Origin of the sequence: Nocardia speluncae NBRC 108251 (assembly GCF_001613245.1) — a bacterium.
In the GTDB taxonomy this organism is placed as follows: domain Bacteria; phylum Actinomycetota; class Actinomycetes; order Mycobacteriales; family Mycobacteriaceae; genus Nocardia; species Nocardia speluncae.
Genome location: NZ_BDBZ01000030.1, coordinates 101,516 through 123,618, shown reverse-complemented (window position 1 = coordinate 123,618; position 22,103 = coordinate 101,516). Strand labels below are relative to the sequence as shown.

The window sequence follows — 22,103 nt, the reverse complement described above, 5'->3', positions numbered from 1 at the left end:
GATGCAGGCCATCAGGTCTGGCAGGATGGGCGCCATGAGGTATCGCGTCGGCCTGGCCACCGTTGTTTCGGGCGCCGTCGCCCTGTGCGGTGCTGTCGCCCCCGGTGCAGCGCAGGCAGGCCCCGACGGACTGCACACCGCGCCCGCTCAGCCCGGCACCGGCTCGGCCGAGGACCCCGGTCCGGTCGAACGCCCCGAAGCGGTCCGGGCGCCACGGGCCGCCATCGTGGGCGTCCAACCGGTACACGACCGCCTGATGCGGGTATTCGTCGACTCACCGGCCATGCACCGCACGGTGCAGGTCCTCGTCCTACTGCCGGCCGACCGCAGCAAACCCCGCCCGACCGTCTACATGCTCGACGGCCGCAGCACCCAGATAGACAGCAACAACTGGCTGGACCGCGGGGGTGCCGCTCAGTTCTACGCCGACAAACCGGTGAATGTGGTGTTCACGGTCGGCGGTCCCGCCAGTTTCTACACCGACTGGCAACGCCCCGACCCGGTGTTGGGGGTCAACATGTGGGAGACATTTCTCACCGAGGAACTACCGCCACTACTCGACGCCGAATTCGCCGGCAACGGCCGTAATGCCGTGGTCGGAACCTCCATGGGCGCCGAAGGGGCCATGATGCTGGCCATCCGGAAACCCGAACTCTATTCCGCCGTAGCTGCCCACAGCGGTTGCTTCTCCACCGGAACCGACCTGGGCCAGGCGCAGGCCCGCATGGTCGTCACAACCTTCAAAGGCAACCCCGAGAACATGTTCGGCTCCCCCGACGACCCGGCATGGCTGGCCCACGATGTGACCCTGCACGCGGAAGCCCTGCGCGGGAAGAAGCTCTATCTCTCTGCCGGCAGCGGACGACCGGGTGTCCACGATGTACTGACCAACCCCGAGACCCCGGTGAGCGTACTGATGGGTGGCCCGCTGGAGGCGGCCACCGATTTCTGCACCCGCCGGCTGGCCCAGCGTTTCGACACCCTCGCTATCGATTACACCGCCCACTTCCGTCCGCAAGGCACCCATTCCTGGCCGTACTGGGCCGACGAACTGGTCACTTCCTGGCCCACCATTTCCGAGGGCCTCGGCATCGACCGAATCGGCTGATCCGCCGCTCGGTACTGCGATCCGGCGTCCGACCGGTGCGAGACACGCTCCTCCGGGCCGAGAACAGCCATCGCCGTATCAGCACTCGGCTCTGGACCCGTCCAGTGGCGTGCAGGGCTACGCGGTTACGAGGCTTTCGCCGCAGCAGTCACGGCCTGGCCCGGCCGCCGGTCTGCGTACCTGCCGACCGGCCGCGGCGGCCGGCCGCGGTCCATCGGCGGACGGCGGACGATACGCGAAGACCGGCTGCACAGGCCGGCCGAGACTCCTCGACTTCGTCAGGCGCCTGTGAAGCGCGCAACCGTATCCGCGGACGTGGCGAACCGCAGGAACAGATCGTTCTCGTGCGGGTCTCCCGCCGTGACCCGCACCCCTTCGCCGGCAAACGGCCGGATCAGCACCCCTGCCGCCGCGCTCGCCTCGGCGAACTCGGCCGTCGACGCGCCCAGGTCGATCCAGACGAAATTCGCTTCGCTCGGCGGCACCCGGTAGCCCGCGGCCAGCAGGCCGGCGCGCATCCGTTCCCGTTCGGCGATCACCGCGTCGGTGCGGTCCAGTAGTTCGTGCCGGGCCTCCAGCGATGCCATGGCCGCCGCCTGCGCCACCCGGCTCACGCTGAACGGGATGTGCACCTTCAGCAGCGAGGCGATCACCTCCGGTGCGCCGACCGCGTATCCGACCCGCAGGCCCGCCAACCCGTACGCCTTCGAGAAGGTTCGCAGCACAACGACGTTCGGCCGCGTCCGGGCCAGTTCCACACCGTCGGGGTGATCGCCGGGGATCCGCAGGTACTCGTAGTACGCCTCGTCCAGCGCTACCAGCACATCGGCAGGTACCCGGTCCAGGAACCGGCCCAGCTCGGCCGCTCCGACCGCGGTACCGGTCGGGTTGTTCGGGTTGCAGACGAACACCAGTCGCGTCCGGTCGGTGATCGCGGCTGCCAGGGCGTCCAGATCGTGTATGTGCTCGCGTAGCGGCACCGTCACCGCGGTCGCGTTACCGACCTGGGTGATGATCGGGTACGCCTCGAACGAACGCCATGCGAAGAGCACTTCGTCGGACGGATCCCCGCAGGTGATCTGCACCAACTCCTGACACAGCGCCACACTCCCGCAGCCGACCGCAACCTCGGCCGGCGTGACGCCGAGAAATTCCGCGAGCGCTGCTCGTAGTTCGCCGGACTGATTGTCCGGGTAGCGGTTGGCCAGCTCCACCGCCTCGGCGACGGCCTTGCTCGCGGCGGGCAGCGGACCTGTGGTCGTTTCGTTGCTCGCCAATTTGACCGCGCCGGGATGGCTGCGGCCGGGAACGTACGCCGGAATCGACTCGAGGTCCGGCCGGATGTGCGCGGTCACGTATCGAGCTTAGTTCCGATCTCGATCGTGCCACGTTCGGGCTGTTCACCTGCCAGTTCTTCCCGCTCCGCGGATATCGCCCTACGCTGGGAACATGTCGGGCACTTATGACGATATCGCTCCGCTGCGGCGCCACGGGCCGGAAACCACCGGAACCGATCAGAAGCCGGCAGCGGCCGCTACCAGCCCCGCCACCGACGAACACGTACCCATCACGGTGATCGAACCAGAGGGCTACGCCCGTGGCGGAATCGTGCTGCTCCACGAATCCCGCGAGTTCACCGGATCGTTGCTGGAGTTCATGCGCGCCCTCGCCGGCGAAGGCTGGCTGGTGGTCGCGCCGAACCTCTTCCACCGGGCCACCGCCTCGTCGGCCGGGGTCTACGGCGACGAACTGTTCGAGGATTTCGACGCCTGCTTCGATTGGCTCACCCACCGCGGGATCTTCCCCGATTGCGTCGGCGCCCTGGGTTTCGATACCGCCGGCACCGCGGCTTTCCTGGTGGCGACCAACCGGCCGATCGGCGCCGCGATCAGCGTGGCCGCCCCCGGCATCACCGCCCCCTTGACCGACCAAGCCGAAGCCCTCGTCGCCGTCGCGTCCCGGCTACAAGCCCCGTGGCTGGGCCTGTTCGGCGCGGAATCGACCACCCCCCTCGACGAGGTAGACCAACTCCGCGACGCCGCCGCCCGCGCCGCGGTCGCAAGTCTGGTGGTGATCTATCCGGGCCTGTTGCATCGCGCCGACCACCCCGGCGACGACGAGGACGACGCCGCCGAACTCATCGACTCCCAAACCCGCATTTTCGACTGGTTCGACAGCCACCTACGCTGATCAACCACCCGTTTTGCAGTTTCGCACCAGGCTCCGGTAGCCTTTCTGCTCGGCGGCCCGGAAGGGCCGGCGCCCTCGAAGAGAAGGCTCCAGGAGGCGTGCCAGAGCGGCCGAATGGGACTCACTGCTAATGAGTTGTCCCTTCACGGGGACCGGAGGTTCAAATCCTCTCGCCTCCGCCACACCCGGCAACGGGTGACAACTGAATAACGCGTACGCGCCCGTAGCTCAACGGATAGAGCATCTGACTACGGATCAGAAGGTTAGGGGTTCGAATCCCTTCGGGCGCACAGAGAACAGCCCCCGATCTGCGAAAGCGGATCGGGGGCTGTTTCGTGGTCTCGATGAAGAGACCGGAATCCCATACTTTGCCCGCACAAACGAGCCCTTACTTTCCTCCGGCGTGCCGATCCAGGGCGGTCCCCCGGTAGCTACACCCGCTCGAGCGGTGTTATTCGGGACGCTACCGATTCCCGGAACTGCGCGTCGAACGCCGACCGCAGCTCTTCCGGCGGGCTCGAACACGCCGATGCCTCGGCCGTGACCGCGAGGTCATCCCATAACGACCTCTCTACCCGCCGCCCTGCCGCCTGGTGGCCCGTATTGGGCGCCACATCCCCAGGACGCCCCCGGCTTCGGCTGCGCTGATTGCCGAACAATCGATTTCGGTCGATTCGAACCGTTCTACCAGTGCAAATGCGCGACCTCCCGCCGCGTGGCCCGGCTGACTGGTGGCCTGCATCGTGTTCCCGCGCCCCTCCACCGCCAAGGGGGATCACGTTACGGATCGCCGCGTAACCCGCTCGGACGCACGGATGCGTCTCTGATCGCGAGGCTCACGCAATCCCCGAAATCCAGGCCCGGTCGGCTCGGGAGGTCTTGCCTCGCCACAAAATGGAAGTTACTCTCAAAAAACAGTGACTTCCACTAAAGAGAGGCTGTCATGTCGGCCCTGCTCTATCGGATCGGGCGGTTCAGTTTCCGCGCTCGACGACTCGTTCTCCTGTCCTGGGCTCTCCTCGTCGCCGTCCTGGGGGTCGGTGCGGCCACCCTGGCCGCGCCCTCTGCGACGACCTTCAACCTGCCCGGTACGCAATCTCAGGAAGCTTTCGACCTACTCGAGGAACGGTTCGCCGAACTCCCGCTCGACGGCGGGTCGGCCCAGATCGTGTTCATCGCCGAGAACGGTACGGTGACCGATCTCGCCCAGCGGCAGAAAATCGATGAGGTGGTGCAGGCGGCGGCCGGGGCATCAGAGGTCGCGGCCGTAACAGGCCCCTTCCAAAACGGGCTGATCTCCGCGGATCAGCGGATCGCCGTCGCCGAGGTGACCTATGCGGTCTCCTTCGAAGCAGTGCGTGATTCGAGCCGTCAGGAGCTGATGGAACTGGTCGAACGGAGCGGTTCGGCCGATCTGCGCACGGCGGTGGGCGGCGATGTGATGGAGCTGATGCCGGATGTGAGCAAAGAACTCCTCGGACTGCTCGTGGCCGCCGTTGTGCTGGTGATAACCCTCGGATCGCTGGCCGCCGCAGGGATGTCGCTGATCGCCGGGATCACCGGCGTCATGGTCGGCCTGCTGGGCATTCTGACCGCGACGGCATTCCTGGATCTCGGTGTCACCACTCCGATCCTGGCGCTCATGCTCGGGCTGGCCGTCGGTATCGACTACGCGCTGTTCATCGTCTCCCGCTACACCCACGAACTGTCCCGGACTCCCGACCCCGAGGACGCCATCGGACGGGCGGTGGCCACGGCCGGTTCCGCTGTGTTCTTCGCCGGTATGACCGTGGTGATCGCGCTGACCGGACTGAGCGTGGTCGGTATCGGGCTGCTCACCGAAATGGGTCTCGCCGCGGCGGTGACCGTGGCTGTCGCCGTACTGGTGGCGATCACGCTCCTACCGGCACTCCTCGGATTCGCCGGGCGCCGGGTACTGCGGCGCGGGCGGCGCGAGCAGGCCACGGAAGCCACGACCGGCCGCACCCTGGCACCGCGCTGGGCATCGCTGACCACGCGACGGCCGGTGACAACGCTCGTCGTCGCGCTGCTCGGTCTCGGCATCCTGACCCTTCCGGCGCTGGACTTGCGGCTCGGCGTCCCGGACCAAGGGACATACCCGGAACACACCACCCAGCGCCAGGCCTACGACGCGATCTCCGAAGGTTTCGGTCCGGGCTTCAACGGGCCGCTTCTGGTCGTCGTCGACCTGGCCGGCGCGGCGCATCCCACCGACACCGCGCAGCGGGTCCAGACGGAATTGGCCGGGACCGAAGGGGTCACCATGGCCGCGCCGCCGGAGTTCAACCCGGCCGGTGATACCGCGATCATCGGCGTCGTCCCGCGGGGCGGACCGGACAGCGAGGAAACCGAGCAGCTGGTGCAGCTGCTGCGCGGCAGCGTCGCGGATACGGTCGAGGGTTTGGGCGCCCGGATCGCCGTCACCGGAACCGCGGCCATCATCATCGATTTCAGCGACCGGATGGCCGACGCGCTGCTGACCTACCTCCTGGTGGTCGTCGGCCTGTCGTTCGTACTGCTGATGACCGTGTTCCGCTCGGTTGTCGTCCCCCTCAAGGCGACAGTGGGTTTCCTGCTCAGCCTGGGCGCGACCTTCGGCGTCATGGTGGCCGTCTTCCAGTGGGGTTGGCTGGAATGGCTGGGCATCCACACCACCGACGTCGTGGTGAGCATGCTGCCGATCTTCATCATCGGTGTGGTGTTCGGGCTGGCCATGGATTACGAGGTGTTCCTGGTGACCCGGATGCGGGAGGAGTACGTGCACGGCGCCTCGGCGACCGCGGCGGTCCGGGCCGGTTTCGGGCACGGGGCACGGGTGGTTTCCGCTGCCGCGATCATCATGGTGAGCGTTTTCGCCGGATTCGCCTCCGGCGATGCGAGCGATATCGTGCAGATCGGTGTGGCGCTGGCGGCCGCGGTCGCCGTGGATGCGTTCCTGGTGCGGATGACAATCGTCCCGGCCGTTCTCGCGCTGGTCGGCGACAAGGCGTGGTGGCTGCCGAAATGGCTGGACCGGATCCTGCCGGACCTGGACGTCGAGGGCCGCAATCTCCGCGGCGCACCCGAGCCGGATACCACCGGGGAACTCGCCCATTCGTTTGGCCGGCCGGTCGAGGGTTCGGCAAAATGATCCTATGAGTACCGGTGGCCTGCGGGAACTGAAGAAGAAGCGCACGCGCGAAGCTATCCAGGATCACGCACTGCGCCTCTACCAGGAGCAGGGGTACGCAAACACCACACTGGAGGAGGTGGCGGCAGCAGCGGAGGTCTCGCCGAGCACGCTGTTCCGCTACTTCCCCGCCAAACCGGATACGGTGCTGTTCGACCGCGTGGACCCCATATTCCTCGAGAAGTTTCTCGCAGAGCCCGCCGGTGTCTCGCCGTTGCAGGCAGCACGTAACGCCATTCTCGGCGTCTTGAACAGCACGGACGTCGATATGGCTGCGCTGGAAACCACCCGGATGAAACTCATCGCCACCGTGCCGGAGCTCCGCGCGGCCGTGGTCACGAAGATCGAGACGGATATGCCGCCGTTCATCGAAGCTTTCGCTCGACGTGTGGGCCGGCAGCCCGATGATCCACTGGTCCGGTACTGGACCGGCGCCGTCGCGGGTGTGGCGGTGATGGCCTATCTGCGTGCAGTGGACAACGACGAGGACATCTATGTCATCGTCAACGAGGCGCTGGAGTTCCTGGAGAACGGTATGCCTCTCTGACACAGCAGAACCGCCACCCGGGCCCCATATTATCCGGCCCGGGTGGCGGTTTCGGTGGCGCAGCGCCCGCAGGGAGCTACCGGAAGGCGCTGCCCTGCTCCCGGTCGAGTGCCGTTTCGCTCTTGTTCTTCAAGGCGAAGACGTACACGAGCAGCGACGCGAAGACGACTACGGTCACGTACACGATGAACAAGGTCACGTGGCCCCCGTTCTTCGCGGCCTGGTAGATCACCGGCGCGGTACCGCCGAACGCCGAATTCGCCAGCGCGTACCCGACACCCACCCCCAGGGCACGGATATGTGACGGGAACAGTTCGGCTTTGACGATGGCGTTGATGGAGGTGTAACCGGTCAGGATGATGTAGCCGATCCCGGTCACCAGCAGGGTCGCCGCGACCGATGTCGCGTCCTGCAGATAACTGATCAGGAACCAGGTGTAGGCGACACCGCCGACACCGAAGAACACCAGTACGGGTTTGCGGCCGACCTTATCGCTGATCATCCCGCCGACCGGCTGCAAGAGCATGAGGAAGATCAATCCCGTCAGGTTGATCCACGTGGCCGTCATACCCCGGTCCCCGAAGGCGGTCTTGATCATGGCGGGGGCGTTCACGCTGTAGACGTAGAAGGCGAGGGTGCCACCCATGGTCACCAGGAAGCACAGCACCAGCGGCCGCCAATGGTTGCCGACCAGTTCCCGCAGCGATCCCGATTCGGAATCTTCACCCCGCTGGACAGCTTCGAGCTGCTCGGTACTGAGCGATTCGTCCATACTGCGGCGCAGCCAGAACACGACCACCGCGGCGATACCGCCGATGAAGAACGCGATACGCCAGCCGTAATCGGAGATTTCCTGCTTGTCCAGGAACAATTGCAGCACCAGCAGGGTGAGCTGGGCGAGCACATGACCACCGACGAGGGTGACGTACTGGAAGGACGAGAAGAAACCACGGCGTTCCCGGGTGGCGGCCTCGGACATGTAGGTCGCCGAGGTGCCGTACTCGCCACCGGTCGCGAATCCTTGCACAAGTCTGCACAGGATCAGGATCGCCGCGGCGCCCACGCCGATCACCTCCCGGCCCGGCACCAGCGCGATCACCAGTGAGCACGCCGCCATGAGCGAAACGCTGAAGGTGAGCGCCGCGCGCCGGCCGTACCGATCGGCGTAGCGGCCGAAGAACCACGACCCCACCGGGCGCATGAGGAAGGTGACGGCAAAGATCGCGTACACGTAGACGGTGGAATTCTTGTCGCCCGAATCGAAGAAGTGGCTTTCGAAGTACGAGGCGAACACCGTGTAGACGTAGACGTCGTACCACTCGACGAGATTGCCGGACGAGCCGCGCAACGTATTCCAGACGGCGCGGCGGGTCTCCGCGCGCGAAGACGCCGGTTCGCCGGGTACGCCCGGGTCCGCGGTAGTGGTTTCGGACATTGGTGCTTCCTCCGTTCAGCAGTGCGCGCCGGCGTGCTGCCCGCGCCGCTGCATGCTCAGTGTGCAGGTAGGAAGCGGGATTCGGAGCCGACTGCGGGATTTCCGGCTGCGCAACGGACCGCACCGCCGCGGCTGCCTACTGTGCCCCGGCAGCGGTTCTGCCCACGCCCTGGATCGGATGATCGCCGCGCTCGGGTCCCCGCCACCTACGACACGAGCGGACGCTGTTCATCCTCGGGCTGTACGGGCAACCCCCTCGGCGGTCAGTTGCGCATCGCCGCGCGCATGGTTGCGACAACTCCGCCGTCGACCAGCAGATCAGTGCCGGTGACGAAGCCGGCGGCGGGGTCCAGCAGGTACGTGGCTGCCGCCGCGATATCTTCCGCGGTACCGATACGCCCGGTCGCGGATTGTTCGATCATCTGCCGCATCCGCGCCCCGGACTCCCCGGCAAGTTCATCCCGGCCCTGCGCGGTGGAGATCACGCCCGGGCTGATCGAATTCACCCGGGCACCGGCGCGACCCCACGCGCCGGCCGCCGCCTGCACACGAATGATGGCTCCGCGCTTGGCAACAGGGTAGGCAAGCATCGGAGGCAGTGCAGGTTCCGGGTGCAGGAAGGAAAGGCCGGCCAGCGCGGTCGCCGGAGTGACGGCAAGCTCGGCTTCTTGTTCGGCGGTGAGCTGCGCCAGATGGCCGGCCATACTGGCGATCACCACACCGGCGCCACCGCGGGCCATCAGCGGCGCGAACTCGTCCAGCACATAGGCGACCCCGCACAGATCGACCCGGACGATCGCCTCGGTGGAGGCTTTCACCGGCGACACCCCCGCGGTGTGTACAAGATGCCGGATCGGCCCGGCGGCGGCGGCCGCGGACGCGAGTTCGGCCACGGACGCCGGGTCTCCGGCGTCGACCCGATGGGTGCTCACCTCGAAGCCCTGCTCGGTGAACTGCTCGGCCGCCCCGGCCAGCAGGCGTTCGTCGAAATCGGCCAGCACCAGGTGCCGGCCGCTACCGATCCGGGCGGCGATCGCACGGCCCATTCCCCCGACACCTACGACGACGCTGACATCCGTGCTCATACCGAGTTACCTCCAGGGCTGCTACAAGACAATCCGTACTGTAGGGCGCGGTTGTCGCCGAGACCGCCGAATCCACACCACCGCCGATTTGCGGCGCTGTCAGCCGGTGACCATCGGGACCACGTAGGTGCGGGCGAATTCGCCGAGTTGCTCGTCGGACTCCAGCGGCACCAGGCCGGACGGGCAGAGGATGAACGAATGCACCACCCGGCACACCAGTTCCGCGCGGGTGAGCAGGTCGGCCGGTTCGGTGAGGAGGCCGGAGTCCGCGGCGCGGCACAGGGCGGTGTGGGCGGCGGCGACCGACATCGCGAATACCGGACCGCCCTCGATGGTGAGTTTTTCCAGGATTCGCTCCGGTTCCACGTCGAGCATGCGCCGGACGAGAACGTGTTCACGCCACCGGGTGAGGATGGTGACGAAGATATCGGCGACCATATCCTCGAGGCTTTCGTGGCGAGTGGATATCGCATCGACCTCCGTGAGTACCGCGGCCACCTCGCGGCTGACCACGGCCTGGACCACATCGTCACGTGAGCCCACGCGACGGTAGATCGTGACGCGGTCGACGCCGGCCTGGCGGGCGATGTCTTCGATGGTGGTCTTCTTGACGCCGAACTCGCCGAATCTGATCAACGCCGCGTCCAGAATGCGGGCTTCGATACCATCCTGCAGCCCAGGGGACGATGTGTACGCGGCGGACATGAGATAACGCTAGCAAGAGCGCCCTCGGCGCAAACACCTATCGGCCAGGACGCAAAACGCATATCCTGCACTCGCAATATTGCAACATTGCCATTAATTCTGTTGCCGTGTACATTCGCCGAATGGTGCAGACCACCCAAGCAGCCGCTTGTTTCACCCTGGTGCGTCTTCCGGCCCGGCCGATGGGGCACAACTGATGGGCACCCAGACACCGGCTCGCGGCCTACAGATGATCGGCGCGGCAATGGACGCCTGCCGCTCGATATTCGTGACGCATCGGCCGGCGCCGATGCTGCCGCGGTCGAAAATGCTCTGGCACAGCGGTTTCAACCGGCGGCTCGTCGTCGCCGCCATTCAGCGGGAAGCGGCCGATGTCGTTGCCGTGGTCCTGGTCGACCCCGAGGGAGATCCCTTACCGGCCTGGCTTCCCGGCGCCCACCTCGATGTTTTCCTCCCCTCCGGCCGGCAGCGGCAGTACTCGCTGTGTGGCAATCCGCTCGACCGATCCGCCTACCGGATCGCCGTACGGCTCATGCCGCACGGCAACGGCGGATCGATCGAAATCCACGAAAACCTGCGCAGCGGCGATATTCTCCGCGTCCACGGCCCCCGCCACACCTACCCGTTCGTCGATGCCGACAACTACCTCTTCGTCGCCGGCGGTATGGGTATCACCGCGCTGCTGCCCATGGCGCGGGCGGCAGGACCACGCGGCACACTGATCTATACCGGCCGCTCCGCCGACTCCATGCCGTTCCGAGACCAGGTGCCCGACGCCGAGATCCGGCCCGACGACCGATTCGGCAGTCCGGATATGGCCGAACTACTCGCCCGCGCGAACCCGGGCGCCGCCGTCTACGTCTGCGGACCCCCACCCATGCAGGAAGCCGCAGCCCGCGCTCTGCCCCGGGTGAACCCCACATGTTCCCTACATCTGGAACGCCATCAAACACGACGGACCCACCGACCGGTAGCGGCGAACCTCACGGAAGCACGAAAAAACCTCTGATCCGGTTTCCCGGATCAGAGGTTGTGGCGGTGGCGGAGGGATTTGAACCCTCGGAGGGGGGTTACCCCTCACACGCTTTCGAGGCGTGCTCCTTAGGCCGCTCGGACACGCCACCGCAGGTGACGATACCGGACCGGTCACCGATCCTCTAAATCGGGCCTCGAACTGCGCTTATGAACCGGGTCGACGCTGAGAACGGAAGAACGAGTCGAGGATCGCCGCGCAATCCTCCTCCAGGATTCCTCCGCGAACCTGGGGGCGGTGATTGAGGCGGCGGTCGCGGACCACGTCCCACAGCGACCCCACCGCACCCGTCTTGGGCTCCCACGCACCGAACAGCAGCCGATCCACCCGCGCCGCGACCAGGGCTCCGGCGCACATCGTGCACGGTTCGAGCGTTACCGCCAGGGTGGTTCCGGTGAGCCGCCAGCCGTCGCCGTGGACGGCGGCGGCCCGCCGCAGCGCCACTACCTCGGCGTGCGCGGTGGGGTCGCCGGTGGCTTCGCGCGCGTTGACGGCGCGGGCCAGCTCACTGCCCCGGCTGTCGAACACCACCGCACCGACCGGTACGTCACGCGGATCGGCGGTGCCGGCGGCGGCCAGCGCCGCCCGCACCATCTCGGTATCGGAGAGCCGGCCACTCACTTCAGCGTGGCAGTTTGTCGAGCACCGCGGAGAACTCCGAGGCGAACCCGAGCCGTTCGGCGATCATCGCGAGCTGCTCGTCCGGGTAGAGGTCGGTTTCGGCGAGGATCACACTGAATACCGGTTCGGGGAGACCCAGATCGGCCAGAACACCGAGGTCACCTTCCTCCCACGGCTCCGTATCGTCCAGATCGTCGGGGTCGATATCGGGGATCTCGATATTCAATTCCTCCAGAACATCTGCCGCGATGTCGTAGTCGATCGCCGCGGTCGCGTCCGACACCAGCAACCGAGTGCCGCTGGGGGCGGGCCGGACCACGATGAAGAATTCGTCGTCGACATCCAGGAGTCCGAAAACCGCACCAGAGGAGCGGAGTGCTTTCAGCTCGTTCTCCGCGGCGGACAGTGTGGTGAGCGCGGCCGTGGTCAGCGGACTGCATTTCCATGTACCGTCTTCCCGGACAACGGCCACCGCGAACCCCTCGACGTCGTAATCATCGTCCGACGTCGAACGGTTCGTGCCCGAGCGCTGTGCTGCCATGGGCGCAACGGTAGTCGGCTGGAGCCCGTTAGATGAACTCGTATGCGAATCTGTTTCGGTGACGGCTGACAACCATACGGCGCTCTGTGTTCTCGGGACGGGTTTGATCGGCGGATCGCTGCTGCGTGCGGCGACCGCGGCGGGCTACACCGGCTGGGGATACAATCGGTCGGCGCCGGGCGTGGCGGCCGCCCAGGAAGCAGGTTTCGATGTTTCCGGTGACCTCCCGGCAGTGCTGGGCCGCGCCGCCGAGACCGATGCCCTGATCGTGGTGGCCGTGCCGATGCCGGCGGTCGATCCGTTGCTGGACGCGATCGACCGGTACGCGCCGCAGTGCGCGCTGACCGATGTGGTGAGTGTGAAAGCCCCGGTTGCGGCCGCGGTGCGGCGTTACGGCCTGCACGAACGCTATGTGGGCGGGCATCCGATGGCCGGGACAGCCGAATCCGGTTGGCAAGCCACCGATCCCGGCTTGTTCCAGGATGCGGCCTGGGCGGTGGGGGTGGATCCGGGAACCGACCCGCACGCCTGGACACGGGTCACGCGGCTGGCGCTGGACTGCGGGTCTGTGGTGGTCCCGGTGATCGCCTCGGAGCACGACCGTGCCGTCGCCCGGGTCTCGCATCTGCCGCATGTGCTTGCCGAGGCGCTGGCGGTGGCCGGGGCACGCGGTGGCGACCTGGCGCTGGGGCTTGCGGCGGGTTCCTTCCGCGACGGCACCCGGGTCGCGGCAACTGCGCCCGGTCTGGTGCGCGCGATCTGCGAACCGAACTCCGACGCGCTGCTCGCGGTCCTGGACGAAACACTCGCCGCCCTCGCCGAGGCCCGGGAATCGCTGAGCGTGCACACCTCGCTCGACGAACTCACCGCTGCCGGGCACACGGCGCGGCAGCGTTACGAATCCGCGCAACGCTGGGAGATCACCGATATCGCACCGGGTGCGCCGGGCTGGCTGGAAGAACTGCAGGACGCCGGCCGGTCGGGCGGCGTGATCACCCGCCTCGACATCAGAGCGGAGCCGAACTGACCGGCCATATCTGTTCGGCGGGGCCCGGCAATCGATGCCTCGACACCCTGCCGTGCCGGGGCCGAGCTGTCAGATCCGTTCGGCCAGGCCCGGATAGTCGAGTACGAAACCGTCCGGGTCGACGGTGAGCGTCGCACTGGACACCGGCGAGAGCACACTGATCCCGTCGCCCGCGCTGCTGTAGGTGAGATCGGCTTCCTGCACAGTCAGATCCGGGAGGCCTACGTAGACCACCGGAACCTGGACGTCCTCCATCGCATGCTGCAGACCGAAACGCCGGATCGGCAGCGTGTTGAAGAACGGGCTCAGCACCACATCGGCGTCCAGCGCCCCACCGAACGTCGAGCGGACATGGGCGCCGGTGGTTTCGATGAGCCAGTAGTTCTCCTCGTCGCGCGCGATCGACGCATGCCGTTCGCCGGCCGCGGTAGTGCTGCTCAGCGACAACCGCCTGGTTGCCCCGTTCTCATCCGTGACCAGGTCGTAGGAGGCGCTGAACGGGGGATGCTCCCCACAACCCCCGCCGATGATGCGGCCGCTGGCCCGGATCCGGTTGCCGTTGAGGGTGACGCGAACCGATTCCATCCGCGAGTAGTCGTGGGAGCGCCAGGTGAGCACAGCGGGCCACTGCACCCGCTCCGGCACGGCGCCCGGACCAGGGGTTTCGTCGCTCGTTTCTGTCACATGTCCACCGTACGCAACAGGCCGGCCTACGCAGTGCTACCGCAGGGGTCGATCAGTGCGAGCCCGCTCGACGCTGATCCACGACCGTGACGAAATCCGGGTGGGCCGACACAATCAGTTGCTCGGTGGTATCGGTCAACCAGACGTCCGCGAAGTAATCGGACCGCGTCCAGGCAACGATGCCGACAACCGCCGCGATGGGAAGGCATCCCGGTACCACCGCCAAGGCCAGCGGTACAGCGAGCTGCTCCACACCGGAAACGACCGCGACCACGATCGCCACGACCGTCGCGACAATCGCCGACAAAGCCGACAAAGCAATGCGCCGAAACTTCCCGACCTCGGATAAGCAGTACTCGCAGGCCGGGCATTCGAATCGCAGACGCGCCTGGATGCCGCAGTTCTGCCGCGGCCGCCAGGCCGGCTTGATGGATCGAAAGAACACCCCGATACTCGGCATCTCCGATCCCGGCAGCCCCTGGGAGTTCACAACGAAAGGCCGTCTTTCCACGGCCGGCAGACCGTGTTCGCTGCAAATATCGGGCAGCGCCTCGATCAGTTTCAACTCCAGCGGCGCGTTCGAAAAAGCGGGCGCCCGGTCCGGGTCGACCTCGGTGTCGAACAGCATCCTCGGTCGTCCGGTCACCGCAGCCACCCGTTCTTCCGGCGGTCGCTGAAGTAGAGATCGTCCTCGTCCGGTTCATCGGGCGTAACTACCTGGTCCTTGTAGGACTTGCGGCGCGCCGGGGATGCTGCCACGACGGGAGGCACCGGTTGCTGTTCGACCGGTGGTTGCGGTGGCGGTTCGGCCGGCCGGGGCGGTGTGGACCACTCGGGCGGCAGGTTGCGGAGCTGGTCCAGTTGGGCTTGCCCCTGCGCGGCGAGCCGCTGCCGTTCGTTCTCGGGCATATCCGCGAACTGCTCCATCGCTGCGGGCATGGTCCGATCCAGGACGATGTTGAACGCATCGCTGTGCATCAATTCGCGGGCGCTTCCCCGGCCGTCCAGGATGGCGCGGATCTGATTCCTCAGCTGTTTATCCGCTGTCCCGGCCATGATGACCTGGAGAGCCTTGGAGAGTTGACGCGATACTGCGACATCGCCCCGTGCGAGATCATGTATCGGCTCGGGTGCACTCATATCAGGCTCCGGCTCCGGGGTGGTCGTAGGACTTCTGCGGCAGGGCGGTCAGATCGCCGCCCTGGATGGCACCCGCACCCGCGTAGACGAGCCCCGCGATCCCTTCCAGGCCGATGTAGATCGATGAGAACGCCGCGACGATCAGCCCGAACTCCTCGATGACCTTGAGGGTGCTCAACGTGGCGGCCGCGATCAGCGCCGCTGTCGCGACGGCGCCGACACCCGTCGCCGCGGAAACCTTCACCGCGACCCATTCGATGATGGCAACGGCCGCCAGGTCCAACAGGGTCTGTACCGAATCGCCGATCGTCTTCGCGCCGTAATATGCCGCGTTCGCGAAGTTCTTTATCTCGTCGGCGATTGTGTTCAGCGAATCGACCTGCGCCGCGACCGAGGTGGACAGCTCCGCGAAATAGGTCTGAGCGCTGGTCGCCGCGTTGCCGTCCCAGGTGGTATCCACGGCCTTTGCCGCGTTCTCGATCTCGGCCGAGAAGCTCGAACTGTAGCCGGCCAGATTCTCGACGGCCTTGCCCGCTTTCTGCAGGGCCTCCCAGTCGCCGGCGATCTTCTGCGCGAACCACTCCACCGGATCCACACCGAGCACGTTCTTGCTCCAAGTGCACGCCCAGTAAGCCGGTGAGATCTCGTTGGCGGTCACCAGGAATTCGAACTTGTCGTTCATCGGATCTTCGAGGGCGGGCTCGGCCAGCTTCTCGACAGGTGGCACGGCCATTATTTGCCCCCCGGATAGGTGCGGTCCAAGGCAGTGGCGTTCGTTTTGTCCGTGGTCCGATACATCTGGGCCACGGCCGTTAATTCGGTCGCCGCGGCTTCGGATAGATTGCCCAGCGTCTCGTAGTTCGGTTTGAGCTTGTCGTACGCCTCGCTTATGGCGCCGAGCCCGACGCGGATCAGTCCACCGTCCCCCCACACGGTGTTGTCCACCCGTAACCATTTGTCGATGTATGCGATGGCGTTCGCGTTCTCGTCCGCCAATTTCTTCACGTTCGCCGCGAATTTGTCGACCTCATCAGGATCGACCTCGAGCTCTTCGGCCATCGGACCCCTCCCTTCGGCGGCACTCCCACACCGCACTCTGCATCGCGAAACCATGACACAGCCCGGTACCGAGGGCAAGCAGCCGTTCGCCGCACTCGAACACCCTGCTCCCGGCCACGTGCGCCGAGCGATCCCCCGCAACGACCGGCTCGACCGAGAACTTCTGGCGGAGACGGAGGGATTTGAACCCCCGGTCGCTCTCACGACTCTCGCTTTCAAGGCGAGTGCATTCGGCCGCTCTGCCACGTCTCCAGAGCCTCGATGTTAACCGATACACCCGGCCACAACCGAAATCCGGCGGGCACTCCCCCCGGGTAGCCGATTCCCGGGTTCAGCGGGGGACGGCGAGCAGATCCCGGGTGATTCCGGCGAGGTCGGCGCAGCCGGACAGGCCCATGGTGGAATCGAAATCGGCGAGCAGCAACCGCAGTGCGTGCCGCACCCCGGGCGCCCCGGCGATACCGAGGGCGTAGGCCCAGGGGCGGCCGTAGCAGACGGCTTTCGCACCGAGGGCGAGCGCGGTCACGATATCGGAGCCGGTGCGGATACCCGAGTCGAAGAGCACATCGGCACGGTCGCCGACGGCCGCGACGATCGGGCCCAGCGCATCGAGGGCGGCGATCGAGTTATCGATCTGGCGGCCACCGTGGTTGCTCACCAGGACCCCGTCGGCACCGGCGTCCACGACCGAGCGGGCGTCGTCGGGGTGCAGGACGCCCTTCACCGCGATCGGCAGATCGGTCCAGCCGCGCAGTTTGGCCAGATCGGCCGGGCGCAGGGTGTGGTTGCCGAACAGGCCCACCCAGGTGAGGATCGCCATCCGCATGGCGTCCTCGCTCTCCTCGGGCGGGGCGGGCAGCTTGGCGCGGAACACCGGATCGGATAGGTAGTTCGCAATACCTTTCCCCAGCAGGAACGGCAGATGAGCGAGCTCCAGGTCGCGGGGGCGCCACCCGAGCGAGGGCGTGTCCACGGTGACCACGATCGCCCGCGCGCCGGCCCGCTCGGCCCGTTGGACGAACGACCGGGCCAGCTCGTCGTCGGCCGGCCAGTACAGCTGGTACCACCAGTCCTCCGCCACTTCGCCGACTTCCTCGATGGTCGAGGAGGAAGCCGTGGACAGTACGCTGCCCACCCCGAGTTCCTTCGCGACCCCCGCCACCACGACCTCGCCCTTTTCGTGCAGCAACCCCAGCACCCCGACCGGCGCCGTGAGCACCGGCGCGGCGAGTTTCGTGCCCAGGACCTCCACGACGGTATCCCGCGTGCCGGGGCCGCTGGTACCGCGCAGCATGCGCGGCACCAGCCGGAACCGTTCGAACGCAGCCAGATTCGCGGCGGCGGTGCGTTCGCTGGAAGCGCTGCCGGCCACATAGGCGAAGGCGCGCGCATCGAGCAACTCCCGGGCCCGGTCCTCGAACCCGTCCGCCGTCATCGGCAGTTCGGGCACCGCTCCGCCCATTCCCTGGAGGTAGATCTCGTTCTGGAAGTCGATGAAGCTGCTCACGGACGCACACGCTAGCCCTGCGGGGCGTATCCAGGGCGCATATGAGCGAGGACATTGCTGTCACGCCGGCGCCGCCGTCACGATCTCGCCCTGTGTGGTCACACCCCCGTACCACCGCGGCGGCTCGCTCGCCGACGGTGCGCAGTCACCTGTCCGGTGAGCGCCTGTTGCACTATGGGGCGATGCGCGCGATCAATTTGAACGGTTTCGGTGGACCCGAGGTGATGGAGTGGTCGGCGGCACCCGATCCGGTACCCGGGCACGGTGAGGTGCTGATCGAGGTGGCGGCGGCCGGGGTGAACCGGGCCGACCTGCTGCAGCGCCGCGGCTTCTACGCGCCGCCGGCCGGGGCGACACCGGTTCCCGGGCTGGAGTGTTCCGGAGTGATCGCGCAGGTCGGCGAGGGTGTTCGCGAGTGGTCGGTGGGCGACCGGGTGTGTGCGCTGCTCTCCGGCGGCGGTTACGCCGAGAAGGTCGTGGTGCCCGCCGGCCAGGTGCTGCCGGTACCGGACGGACTGGATCTGGCGGCGGCGGCCGGACTGCCCGAGGTCGCCGCGACGGTGTGGTCGAATCTGGTGATGACCGCCGGTCTGCACTCGGGGCAACTGCTGCTCGTGCACGGCGGTGGTAGCGGTATCGGCACGCACGCCATCCAGGTGGCGGTGCGGCGGGGTGCCCGGGTCGCGGTGACGGCGGGCTCGGCGGCCAAACTCGAACGCTGCGCGGAACTCGGGGCGAGCGTGCTGATCAACTATCGCGAACACGATTTCGTGCAACTCATCCGCGCCGAGCACGGTCTGGGCGGGCCGGGCGCCGACATCATCCTCGACAATATGGGCGCCGCGTATCTGGGTCGCAATGTCGAGGCGCTGGCGCTGGACGGCCAGGTGGTGGTCATCGGGATGCAGGGTGGGGTCAACGCCGACCTGAACCTGGGTGCGCTGATGGCCAAACGGGGTACCGTCCGCGCGATCAAACTGCGCGACCGCCCGGCCACCGGCCGCGGCAGCAAGGCCGACATCATCGCCGAGGTGCGCGCCCACGTCTGGCCGCTGCTGGAGAAGGGTGAGATCGTCCCGGTGATCCACGCCGAGGTGCCGGTGGCCGAAGCGGGCCGCGCGCACGAAATGCTCGACGATCACGAGACATTCGGCAAGGTGATTCTGCGGGTGGGTGGCTGATCGGGGCGCCGCGGACCTCAGCCGAGGGACGTGAGCGCCCGGCCGAACAGGTCGATCTCGCGCCGGGTGGTGTACGGCGCGAGACCGATCGTCACCGCGCCGCCTTCGTCGTTGACACCCAGTGCGTCCAGCAGCCGGCTGCCGCCGTGCGCGCCGGCGAGCACGGCGATCCGTTTATCGGCCAGTTCGGCCGCGATCTTCTCCGCCTGCATACCGTCGATGGTGAAGCTGACCGTCGGGATCCGGGTGGACGCCCGGCCGATCACGGTGAGGCCACTGATCTTGTCCAGGGTGCTCATCAAATGGTCGAACAGCTGATCGTGGTAGTCCTGCAGAGAGGTCACCGAAATCTCGAGCCGTTCCCGCCGGGTCCCCTCGGCGCCTTCGTCGAGACCGGCGAGGTAGTCGATCGAGGTGGTGAGCCCGGCCAGCAACGCGTACTGGTGGCCGCCCACCTCCAGCCGTTCGGGACCCTTCGCGTACGGATTCAACGCCATGGACGGGATCCGGTCCAGGAACGCCGGATCCCGGAAGACCAGCGCCCCGACCTGCGGCCCACCCCAGCTCGGACCGCTCAGCGCGACCACATCGGCGTTCAGGTCGTCGATACCGATCAGCGCGTATGGCGCCGCACCCACTGCATCGGCGACCAGTAGCCCGCCGACCTCGTGTACCCGTTCCGCGGCGACCCGCACCGACGGCGCCGACCCTACGATCGGAGAAGCCGCCGTCAACGCGACCAGCCGTGCAGTGGGTCCGATGAGTTCCTCGAACTGCCAGGCCGGCATTTCACAGGTCTCGATCTCCACTTCGGCCCAGCGCACGTGTGCGCCGTACCGGTTGGCGATACGCAGCCATGGCGCGACATTCGCCTCATCGTCCAGGCGCGACAGCACGATGCCGGTCCCCAGGCCCAGCCGGGAACTCAGTGATTCGGACAGCCAGGACAGCAGGACCGCGCGGTCGGGCCCCAGCACAACTCCGCTGGGGTCGGCGCCGACGAGATCTGCGACGGCCACCCGGGCCTCGTGCAGGATATCGGCGCTGCGCTTGGCGGCACCGTGGCGGCCGATATGGGTGAAAGACGACGAGCGGAACCCGATCGACACCGCGCGGGAGACAGAATCCGGAACAAGCATGCCCGCCTGCGGAGCCAAGTTGATCCAGCCGTCGGCCAGGGCGGGGATCAGTCCCCTGACCCGCGCGACGTCGTAAGTCATGCAGGCCACTTTAAGGGCAGCGGCCTCGACTCGGTAACCCTGGCCCGGCCCAGCGCGGGGACTTGCCGCGGGCAGCAGGGCCGAGTTGCTGTGGGTGGCGCCGCCGGCACGACCCGCACTACGACCACCGGCTTTAGCGTGTTCGCCGTGAACACGACATGATGGAGAGCATGACGCATTCGGATGACGCATCGGATCCCGTTGTCGTGATCGGCCCCGAAGGCCGCCCGCTGGTGTTGCCGCCGGGTGCCGTATCGAACGCGTCGTATTCCGGCGGGGAGAACTCCACGGGTGACGAAGCCGAGGACGAACGCACCGAAACGCTCGCCGGTATGGTCGAGCAGCCGGCCAAGGTGATGCGGATCGGCACCATGATCAAGCAGCTGCTGGAAGAAGTGCGGGCGGCCCCGCTCGACGACGCCAGCCGCACTCGCCTGGCCGGAATCCACAAATCCTCGATCCGGGAGCTGGAGCAGGGCCTGGCCCCGGAGCTGCGCGAGGAACTGGAGCGGCTGGCGCTGCCGTTCAGCGAAGACGCTGTCCCCTCGGATGCGGAACTGCGGATCGCGCAGGCGCAGCTGGTGGGCTGGCTCGAAGGTTTGTTCCACGGCATCCAGACGGCGTTGTTCGCCCAGCAGATGGCCGCGCGCGCACAGCTCGAACAGATGCGCCAGGGCGCCCTGCCACCGGGCATCCACGCCGGTGAGGGCCGCAGCGGTCAGCAGGGCCACTCCATCGGGGGCACCGGGCAATACCTCTGAACGCGGTGGTGTATATGCCAGGCGTTACCGGATCGTGTTGCCGGGGTAGTGTCGTGCACCGTGCCTGCAGCTTCCGCTCGCCCCGACCTGGTAACCCCTGAAGATCCGGCGAGCACCGACGAGAGCTCGGTGCGCGCCGACCATACTCCCGCCGCAGATGAGAAGCCCGTGAGTTCCGAGCAGACCCCGGTAGCCGATACCGATATCGCCCAAGTGGGGGCCCCGGCCCCGATCGAGCCCGATTCACAGTCCTGGGCCCGCACCTGGCGCGATATCCGCGATGGCTTCGGACAGCGCGAACTATGGCTCTCTCTCGGCTGGCAGGACATCAAGCAGCGCTATCGGCGTTCGGTGATCGGCCCGTTCTGGATCACGATCGCGACCGCCGTACAGGCCACCGCCATCGGCATCCTGTACGCGGCGCTGCTCGGTCAGCCGCTGCAGGAGTACCTGCCGTACGTCGCGGTGGGCCTGATCGTGTGGAATGTCATCAACGCCTCGATCCTCGAGGGCGCGGATGTGTTCATCGCCAACGAGGGCCTGATCAAACAGTTGCCTTCGGCGCTGAGCGTGCACGTATTCCGGCTGGTGTGGCGGCAGATGCTGTTCTTCGCCCACAACCTGCTGATCTACGTCGTGGTCCTGGCACTGTTCGGGGTCTGGCGCGATCTGCACTGGACCGCGATCGCCGCGCTACCGGCGCTGGTGCTGTTGTTCCTGAACGCCATGTGGGTTTCGGTGCTGTTCGGCATCTTCAGCACGCGCTACCGCGATATCGCACCCATTCTCGGCAGTATGACGCTGATGCTCTTCGTGCTGACCCCGGTGATGTGGAGTACCAAGAGCCTCGAATCCCAGGGGGGCGAGGTCGCCGAACGGGCGCGGATAGCCGAAGTGGTCCCCACCTACCACTACCTGGAGATCGTGCGCGCGCCGCTGCTCGGCGACGATCAGAAGCTGTACCACTGGGCGATCGTCGGCACGATCACCGTGGTGGGCTGGATCGCCGCCGCGATCGCCCTGAAGAAGTACCGTTCGCGCGTGCCCTACTGGGTTTAGGAGTCAGCCG

General features: G+C 66.9%; 22 protein-coding genes and 4 tRNA genes. 11 read left to right on the top strand and 15 right to left on the bottom strand.

Annotated elements, in window-relative coordinates; genetic code table 11:
• Positions 1-34 precede the first annotated feature (34 nt).
• Complete coding sequence (locus NS6_RS23150; RefSeq protein ID WP_084471336.1) at positions 35-1,108, top strand: alpha/beta hydrolase; 1,074 nt, start codon at positions 35-37, stop codon at positions 1,106-1,108.
• 278 nt (positions 1,109-1,386) lie between these two features.
• Here NS6_RS23150 and hisC read toward each other — a convergent pair whose 3' ends face one another.
• Positions 1,387-2,463 carry a histidinol-phosphate transaminase gene (hisC, locus tag NS6_RS23145; protein WP_068045153.1) on the bottom strand — a complete coding sequence of 359 codons (1,077 nt, stop codon included), beginning with the start codon at positions 2,461-2,463 and terminating at the stop codon, positions 1,387-1,389.
• A 94-nt stretch (positions 2,464-2,557) separates the two neighbouring features.
• Here hisC and NS6_RS23140 point away from each other — a divergent pair, with 94 nt between their 5' ends.
• From NS6_RS23140 to NS6_RS23120, 5 genes are all read left to right on the top strand, one after another.
• Positions 2,558-3,298, top strand: a complete 741-nt coding sequence (locus tag NS6_RS23140; protein ID WP_068045151.1) for a dienelactone hydrolase family protein — start codon at positions 2,558-2,560, stop codon at positions 3,296-3,298.
• A 92-nt stretch (positions 3,299-3,390) separates the two neighbouring features.
• Positions 3,391-3,480, top strand: a tRNA-Ser gene (locus NS6_RS23135).
• A gap of 35 nt (positions 3,481-3,515) precedes the next feature.
• Positions 3,516-3,588: transfer RNA gene (locus NS6_RS23130), tRNA-Arg, on the top strand.
• Between the two features lie 653 nt (positions 3,589-4,241).
• Positions 4,242-6,449, top strand: a complete 2,208-nt coding sequence (locus NS6_RS23125) for an MMPL family transporter (protein ID WP_068045121.1) — start codon at positions 4,242-4,244, stop codon at positions 6,447-6,449.
• 4 nt (positions 6,450-6,453) lie between these two features.
• Positions 6,454-7,035: a TetR/AcrR family transcriptional regulator gene (locus NS6_RS23120; RefSeq protein WP_068045119.1), complete on the top strand. Its 582-nt coding sequence runs from the start codon at positions 6,454-6,456 to the stop codon at positions 7,033-7,035.
• A gap of 76 nt (positions 7,036-7,111) precedes the next feature.
• On the opposite strand, the gene NS6_RS23115 is transcribed toward NS6_RS23120, so the two are convergent.
• The 3 genes from NS6_RS23115 to NS6_RS23105 all read right to left on the bottom strand — a co-directional run bounded on the left by NS6_RS23115 (position 7,112) and on the right by NS6_RS23105 (position 10,260).
• On the bottom strand, positions 7,112-8,470 hold the full coding sequence (locus NS6_RS23115; protein ID WP_068045117.1) for an MFS transporter: 1,359 nt from the start codon (positions 8,468-8,470) through the stop codon (positions 7,112-7,114).
• 263 nt (positions 8,471-8,733) lie between these two features.
• A complete protein-coding gene (locus tag NS6_RS23110) occupies positions 8,734-9,555 on the bottom strand; it encodes an SDR family oxidoreductase (protein WP_068045115.1) in 822 nt (273 codons plus the stop codon).
• 99 nt (positions 9,556-9,654) lie between these two features.
• Entirely contained in the window at positions 9,655-10,260 is a 606-nt protein-coding gene (locus NS6_RS23105) for a TetR/AcrR family transcriptional regulator (RefSeq protein ID WP_068045112.1), read from the bottom strand.
• Positions 10,261-10,456: 196 nt separating this feature from the next.
• Between NS6_RS23105 and NS6_RS23100 the strand changes: the two genes are divergently transcribed.
• Positions 10,457-11,269, top strand: coding sequence for a ferredoxin reductase (locus NS6_RS23100; protein ID WP_068045110.1), 813 nt, complete (start codon positions 10,457-10,459; stop codon positions 11,267-11,269).
• A 24-nt stretch (positions 11,270-11,293) separates the two neighbouring features.
• Here NS6_RS23100 and NS6_RS23095 read toward each other — a convergent pair.
• From NS6_RS23095 to NS6_RS23085, 3 genes are all read right to left on the bottom strand, one after another.
• Positions 11,294-11,384: transfer RNA gene (locus NS6_RS23095), tRNA-Ser, on the bottom strand.
• Between the two features lie 56 nt (positions 11,385-11,440).
• A complete protein-coding gene (locus tag NS6_RS23090; RefSeq protein ID WP_068045297.1) occupies positions 11,441-11,887 on the bottom strand; it encodes a nucleoside deaminase in 447 nt (148 codons plus the stop codon).
• A 28-nt stretch (positions 11,888-11,915) separates the two neighbouring features.
• Positions 11,916-12,455, bottom strand: coding sequence for a tRNA adenosine deaminase-associated protein (locus NS6_RS23085; RefSeq protein ID WP_068045108.1), 540 nt, complete (start codon positions 12,453-12,455; stop codon positions 11,916-11,918).
• A gap of 58 nt (positions 12,456-12,513) precedes the next feature.
• Between NS6_RS23085 and NS6_RS23080 the strand changes: the two genes are divergently transcribed.
• Positions 12,514-13,482, top strand: a complete 969-nt coding sequence (locus NS6_RS23080) for a prephenate dehydrogenase (RefSeq protein ID WP_245669471.1) — start codon at positions 12,514-12,516, stop codon at positions 13,480-13,482.
• Between the two features lie 69 nt (positions 13,483-13,551).
• On the opposite strand, the gene NS6_RS23075 is transcribed toward NS6_RS23080, so the two are convergent.
• The 7 genes from NS6_RS23075 to NS6_RS23045 form a co-directional block, all read right to left on the bottom strand.
• The gene (locus tag NS6_RS23075; protein WP_084471329.1) at positions 13,552-14,166 is read right to left on the bottom strand and encodes a putative glycolipid-binding domain-containing protein; all 615 of its coding nucleotides are present in this window, start codon (positions 14,164-14,166) and stop codon (positions 13,552-13,554) included.
• Between the two features lie 52 nt (positions 14,167-14,218).
• The gene (locus tag NS6_RS23070) at positions 14,219-14,812 is read right to left on the bottom strand and encodes a hypothetical protein (protein ID WP_157112899.1); all 594 of its coding nucleotides are present in this window, start codon (positions 14,810-14,812) and stop codon (positions 14,219-14,221) included.
• Positions 14,809-15,306 carry a hypothetical protein gene (locus tag NS6_RS23065; protein ID WP_068045102.1) on the bottom strand — a complete coding sequence of 166 codons (498 nt, stop codon included), beginning with the start codon at positions 15,304-15,306 and terminating at the stop codon, positions 14,809-14,811. The genes NS6_RS23070 and NS6_RS23065 overlap by 4 nt, the downstream gene beginning before the upstream one ends.
• A 1-nt stretch (position 15,307) precedes the next feature.
• Positions 15,308-16,039: a WXG100 family type VII secretion target gene (locus tag NS6_RS23060; RefSeq protein ID WP_068045100.1), complete on the bottom strand. Its 732-nt coding sequence runs from the start codon at positions 16,037-16,039 to the stop codon at positions 15,308-15,310.
• Complete coding sequence (locus NS6_RS23055; RefSeq protein WP_068045098.1) at positions 16,039-16,365, bottom strand: type VII secretion target; 327 nt, start codon at positions 16,363-16,365, stop codon at positions 16,039-16,041. The genes NS6_RS23060 and NS6_RS23055 overlap by 1 nt, the downstream gene beginning before the upstream one ends.
• A 164-nt stretch (positions 16,366-16,529) precedes the next feature.
• Positions 16,530-16,617: transfer RNA gene (locus tag NS6_RS23050), tRNA-Ser, on the bottom strand.
• A 79-nt stretch (positions 16,618-16,696) separates the two neighbouring features.
• On the bottom strand, positions 16,697-17,872 hold the full coding sequence (locus NS6_RS23045) for an alpha-hydroxy-acid oxidizing protein (RefSeq protein WP_068045096.1): 1,176 nt from the start codon (positions 17,870-17,872) through the stop codon (positions 16,697-16,699).
• Between the two features lie 182 nt (positions 17,873-18,054).
• Between NS6_RS23045 and NS6_RS23040 the strand changes: the two genes are divergently transcribed.
• Positions 18,055-19,053 carry an NAD(P)H-quinone oxidoreductase gene (locus NS6_RS23040; protein WP_068045095.1) on the top strand — a complete coding sequence of 333 codons (999 nt, stop codon included), beginning with the start codon at positions 18,055-18,057 and terminating at the stop codon, positions 19,051-19,053.
• 17 nt (positions 19,054-19,070) lie between these two features.
• On the opposite strand, the gene NS6_RS23035 is transcribed toward NS6_RS23040, so the two are convergent.
• Positions 19,071-20,273, bottom strand: coding sequence for a cysteine desulfurase-like protein (locus tag NS6_RS23035; RefSeq protein WP_068045092.1), 1,203 nt, complete (start codon positions 20,271-20,273; stop codon positions 19,071-19,073).
• A gap of 170 nt (positions 20,274-20,443) precedes the next feature.
• Between NS6_RS23035 and NS6_RS23030 the strand changes: the two genes are divergently transcribed.
• Entirely contained in the window at positions 20,444-21,034 is a 591-nt protein-coding gene (locus tag NS6_RS23030; RefSeq protein ID WP_174552619.1) for a bacterial proteasome activator family protein, read from the top strand.
• 204 nt (positions 21,035-21,238) lie between these two features.
• Positions 21,239-22,093 (top strand): galactan export ABC transporter permease subunit Wzm/RfbD, encoded by an 855-nt coding sequence (gene wzm, locus NS6_RS23025; RefSeq protein WP_068045289.1) that lies wholly within the window; start codon positions 21,239-21,241, stop codon positions 22,091-22,093.
• Positions 22,094-22,103 lie beyond the last annotated feature (10 nt).

Excerpts from the sequence above, each read along its gene's own strand:
- NS6_RS23085 (WP_068045108.1), bottom strand. The coding sequence starts at position 12,455 with ATGGCAGCACAGCGCTCGGGCACGAACCGTTCGACGTCGGACGATGAT.
- NS6_RS23055 (WP_068045098.1), bottom strand. The coding sequence starts at position 16,365 with ATGGCCGAAGAGCTCGAGGTCGATCCTGATGAGGTCGACAAATTCGCG.
- NS6_RS23100 (WP_068045110.1), top strand. The coding sequence starts at position 10,457 with ATGGGCACCCAGACACCGGCTCGCGGCCTACAGATGATCGGCGCGGCA.
- NS6_RS23140 (WP_068045151.1), top strand. The coding sequence starts at position 2,558 with ATGTCGGGCACTTATGACGATATCGCTCCGCTGCGGCGCCACGGGCCG.
- NS6_RS23120 (WP_068045119.1), top strand. The coding sequence starts at position 6,454 with ATGAGTACCGGTGGCCTGCGGGAACTGAAGAAGAAGCGCACGCGCGAA.
- NS6_RS23105 (WP_068045112.1), bottom strand. The coding sequence starts at position 10,260 with ATGTCCGCCGCGTACACATCGTCCCCTGGGCTGCAGGATGGTATCGAA.
- NS6_RS23060 (WP_068045100.1), bottom strand. The coding sequence starts at position 16,039 with ATGGCCGTGCCACCTGTCGAGAAGCTGGCCGAGCCCGCCCTCGAAGAT.
- NS6_RS23150 (WP_084471336.1), top strand. The coding sequence starts at position 35 with ATGAGGTATCGCGTCGGCCTGGCCACCGTTGTTTCGGGCGCCGTCGCC.
- NS6_RS23125 (WP_068045121.1), top strand. The coding sequence starts at position 4,242 with ATGTCGGCCCTGCTCTATCGGATCGGGCGGTTCAGTTTCCGCGCTCGA.
- NS6_RS23035 (WP_068045092.1), bottom strand. The coding sequence starts at position 20,273 with ATGACTTACGACGTCGCGCGGGTCAGGGGACTGATCCCCGCCCTGGCC.
- NS6_RS23065 (WP_068045102.1), bottom strand. The coding sequence starts at position 15,306 with ATGAGTGCACCCGAGCCGATACATGATCTCGCACGGGGCGATGTCGCA.
- NS6_RS23090 (WP_068045297.1), bottom strand. The coding sequence starts at position 11,887 with ATGGTGCGGGCGGCGCTGGCCGCCGCCGGCACCGCCGATCCGCGTGAC.
- NS6_RS23040 (WP_068045095.1), top strand. The coding sequence starts at position 18,055 with ATGCGCGCGATCAATTTGAACGGTTTCGGTGGACCCGAGGTGATGGAG.
- NS6_RS23115 (WP_068045117.1), bottom strand. The coding sequence starts at position 8,470 with ATGTCCGAAACCACTACCGCGGACCCGGGCGTACCCGGCGAACCGGCG.
- NS6_RS23110 (WP_068045115.1), bottom strand. The coding sequence starts at position 9,555 with ATGAGCACGGATGTCAGCGTCGTCGTAGGTGTCGGGGGAATGGGCCGT.
- NS6_RS23030 (WP_174552619.1), top strand. The coding sequence starts at position 20,444 with ATGACGCATTCGGATGACGCATCGGATCCCGTTGTCGTGATCGGCCCC.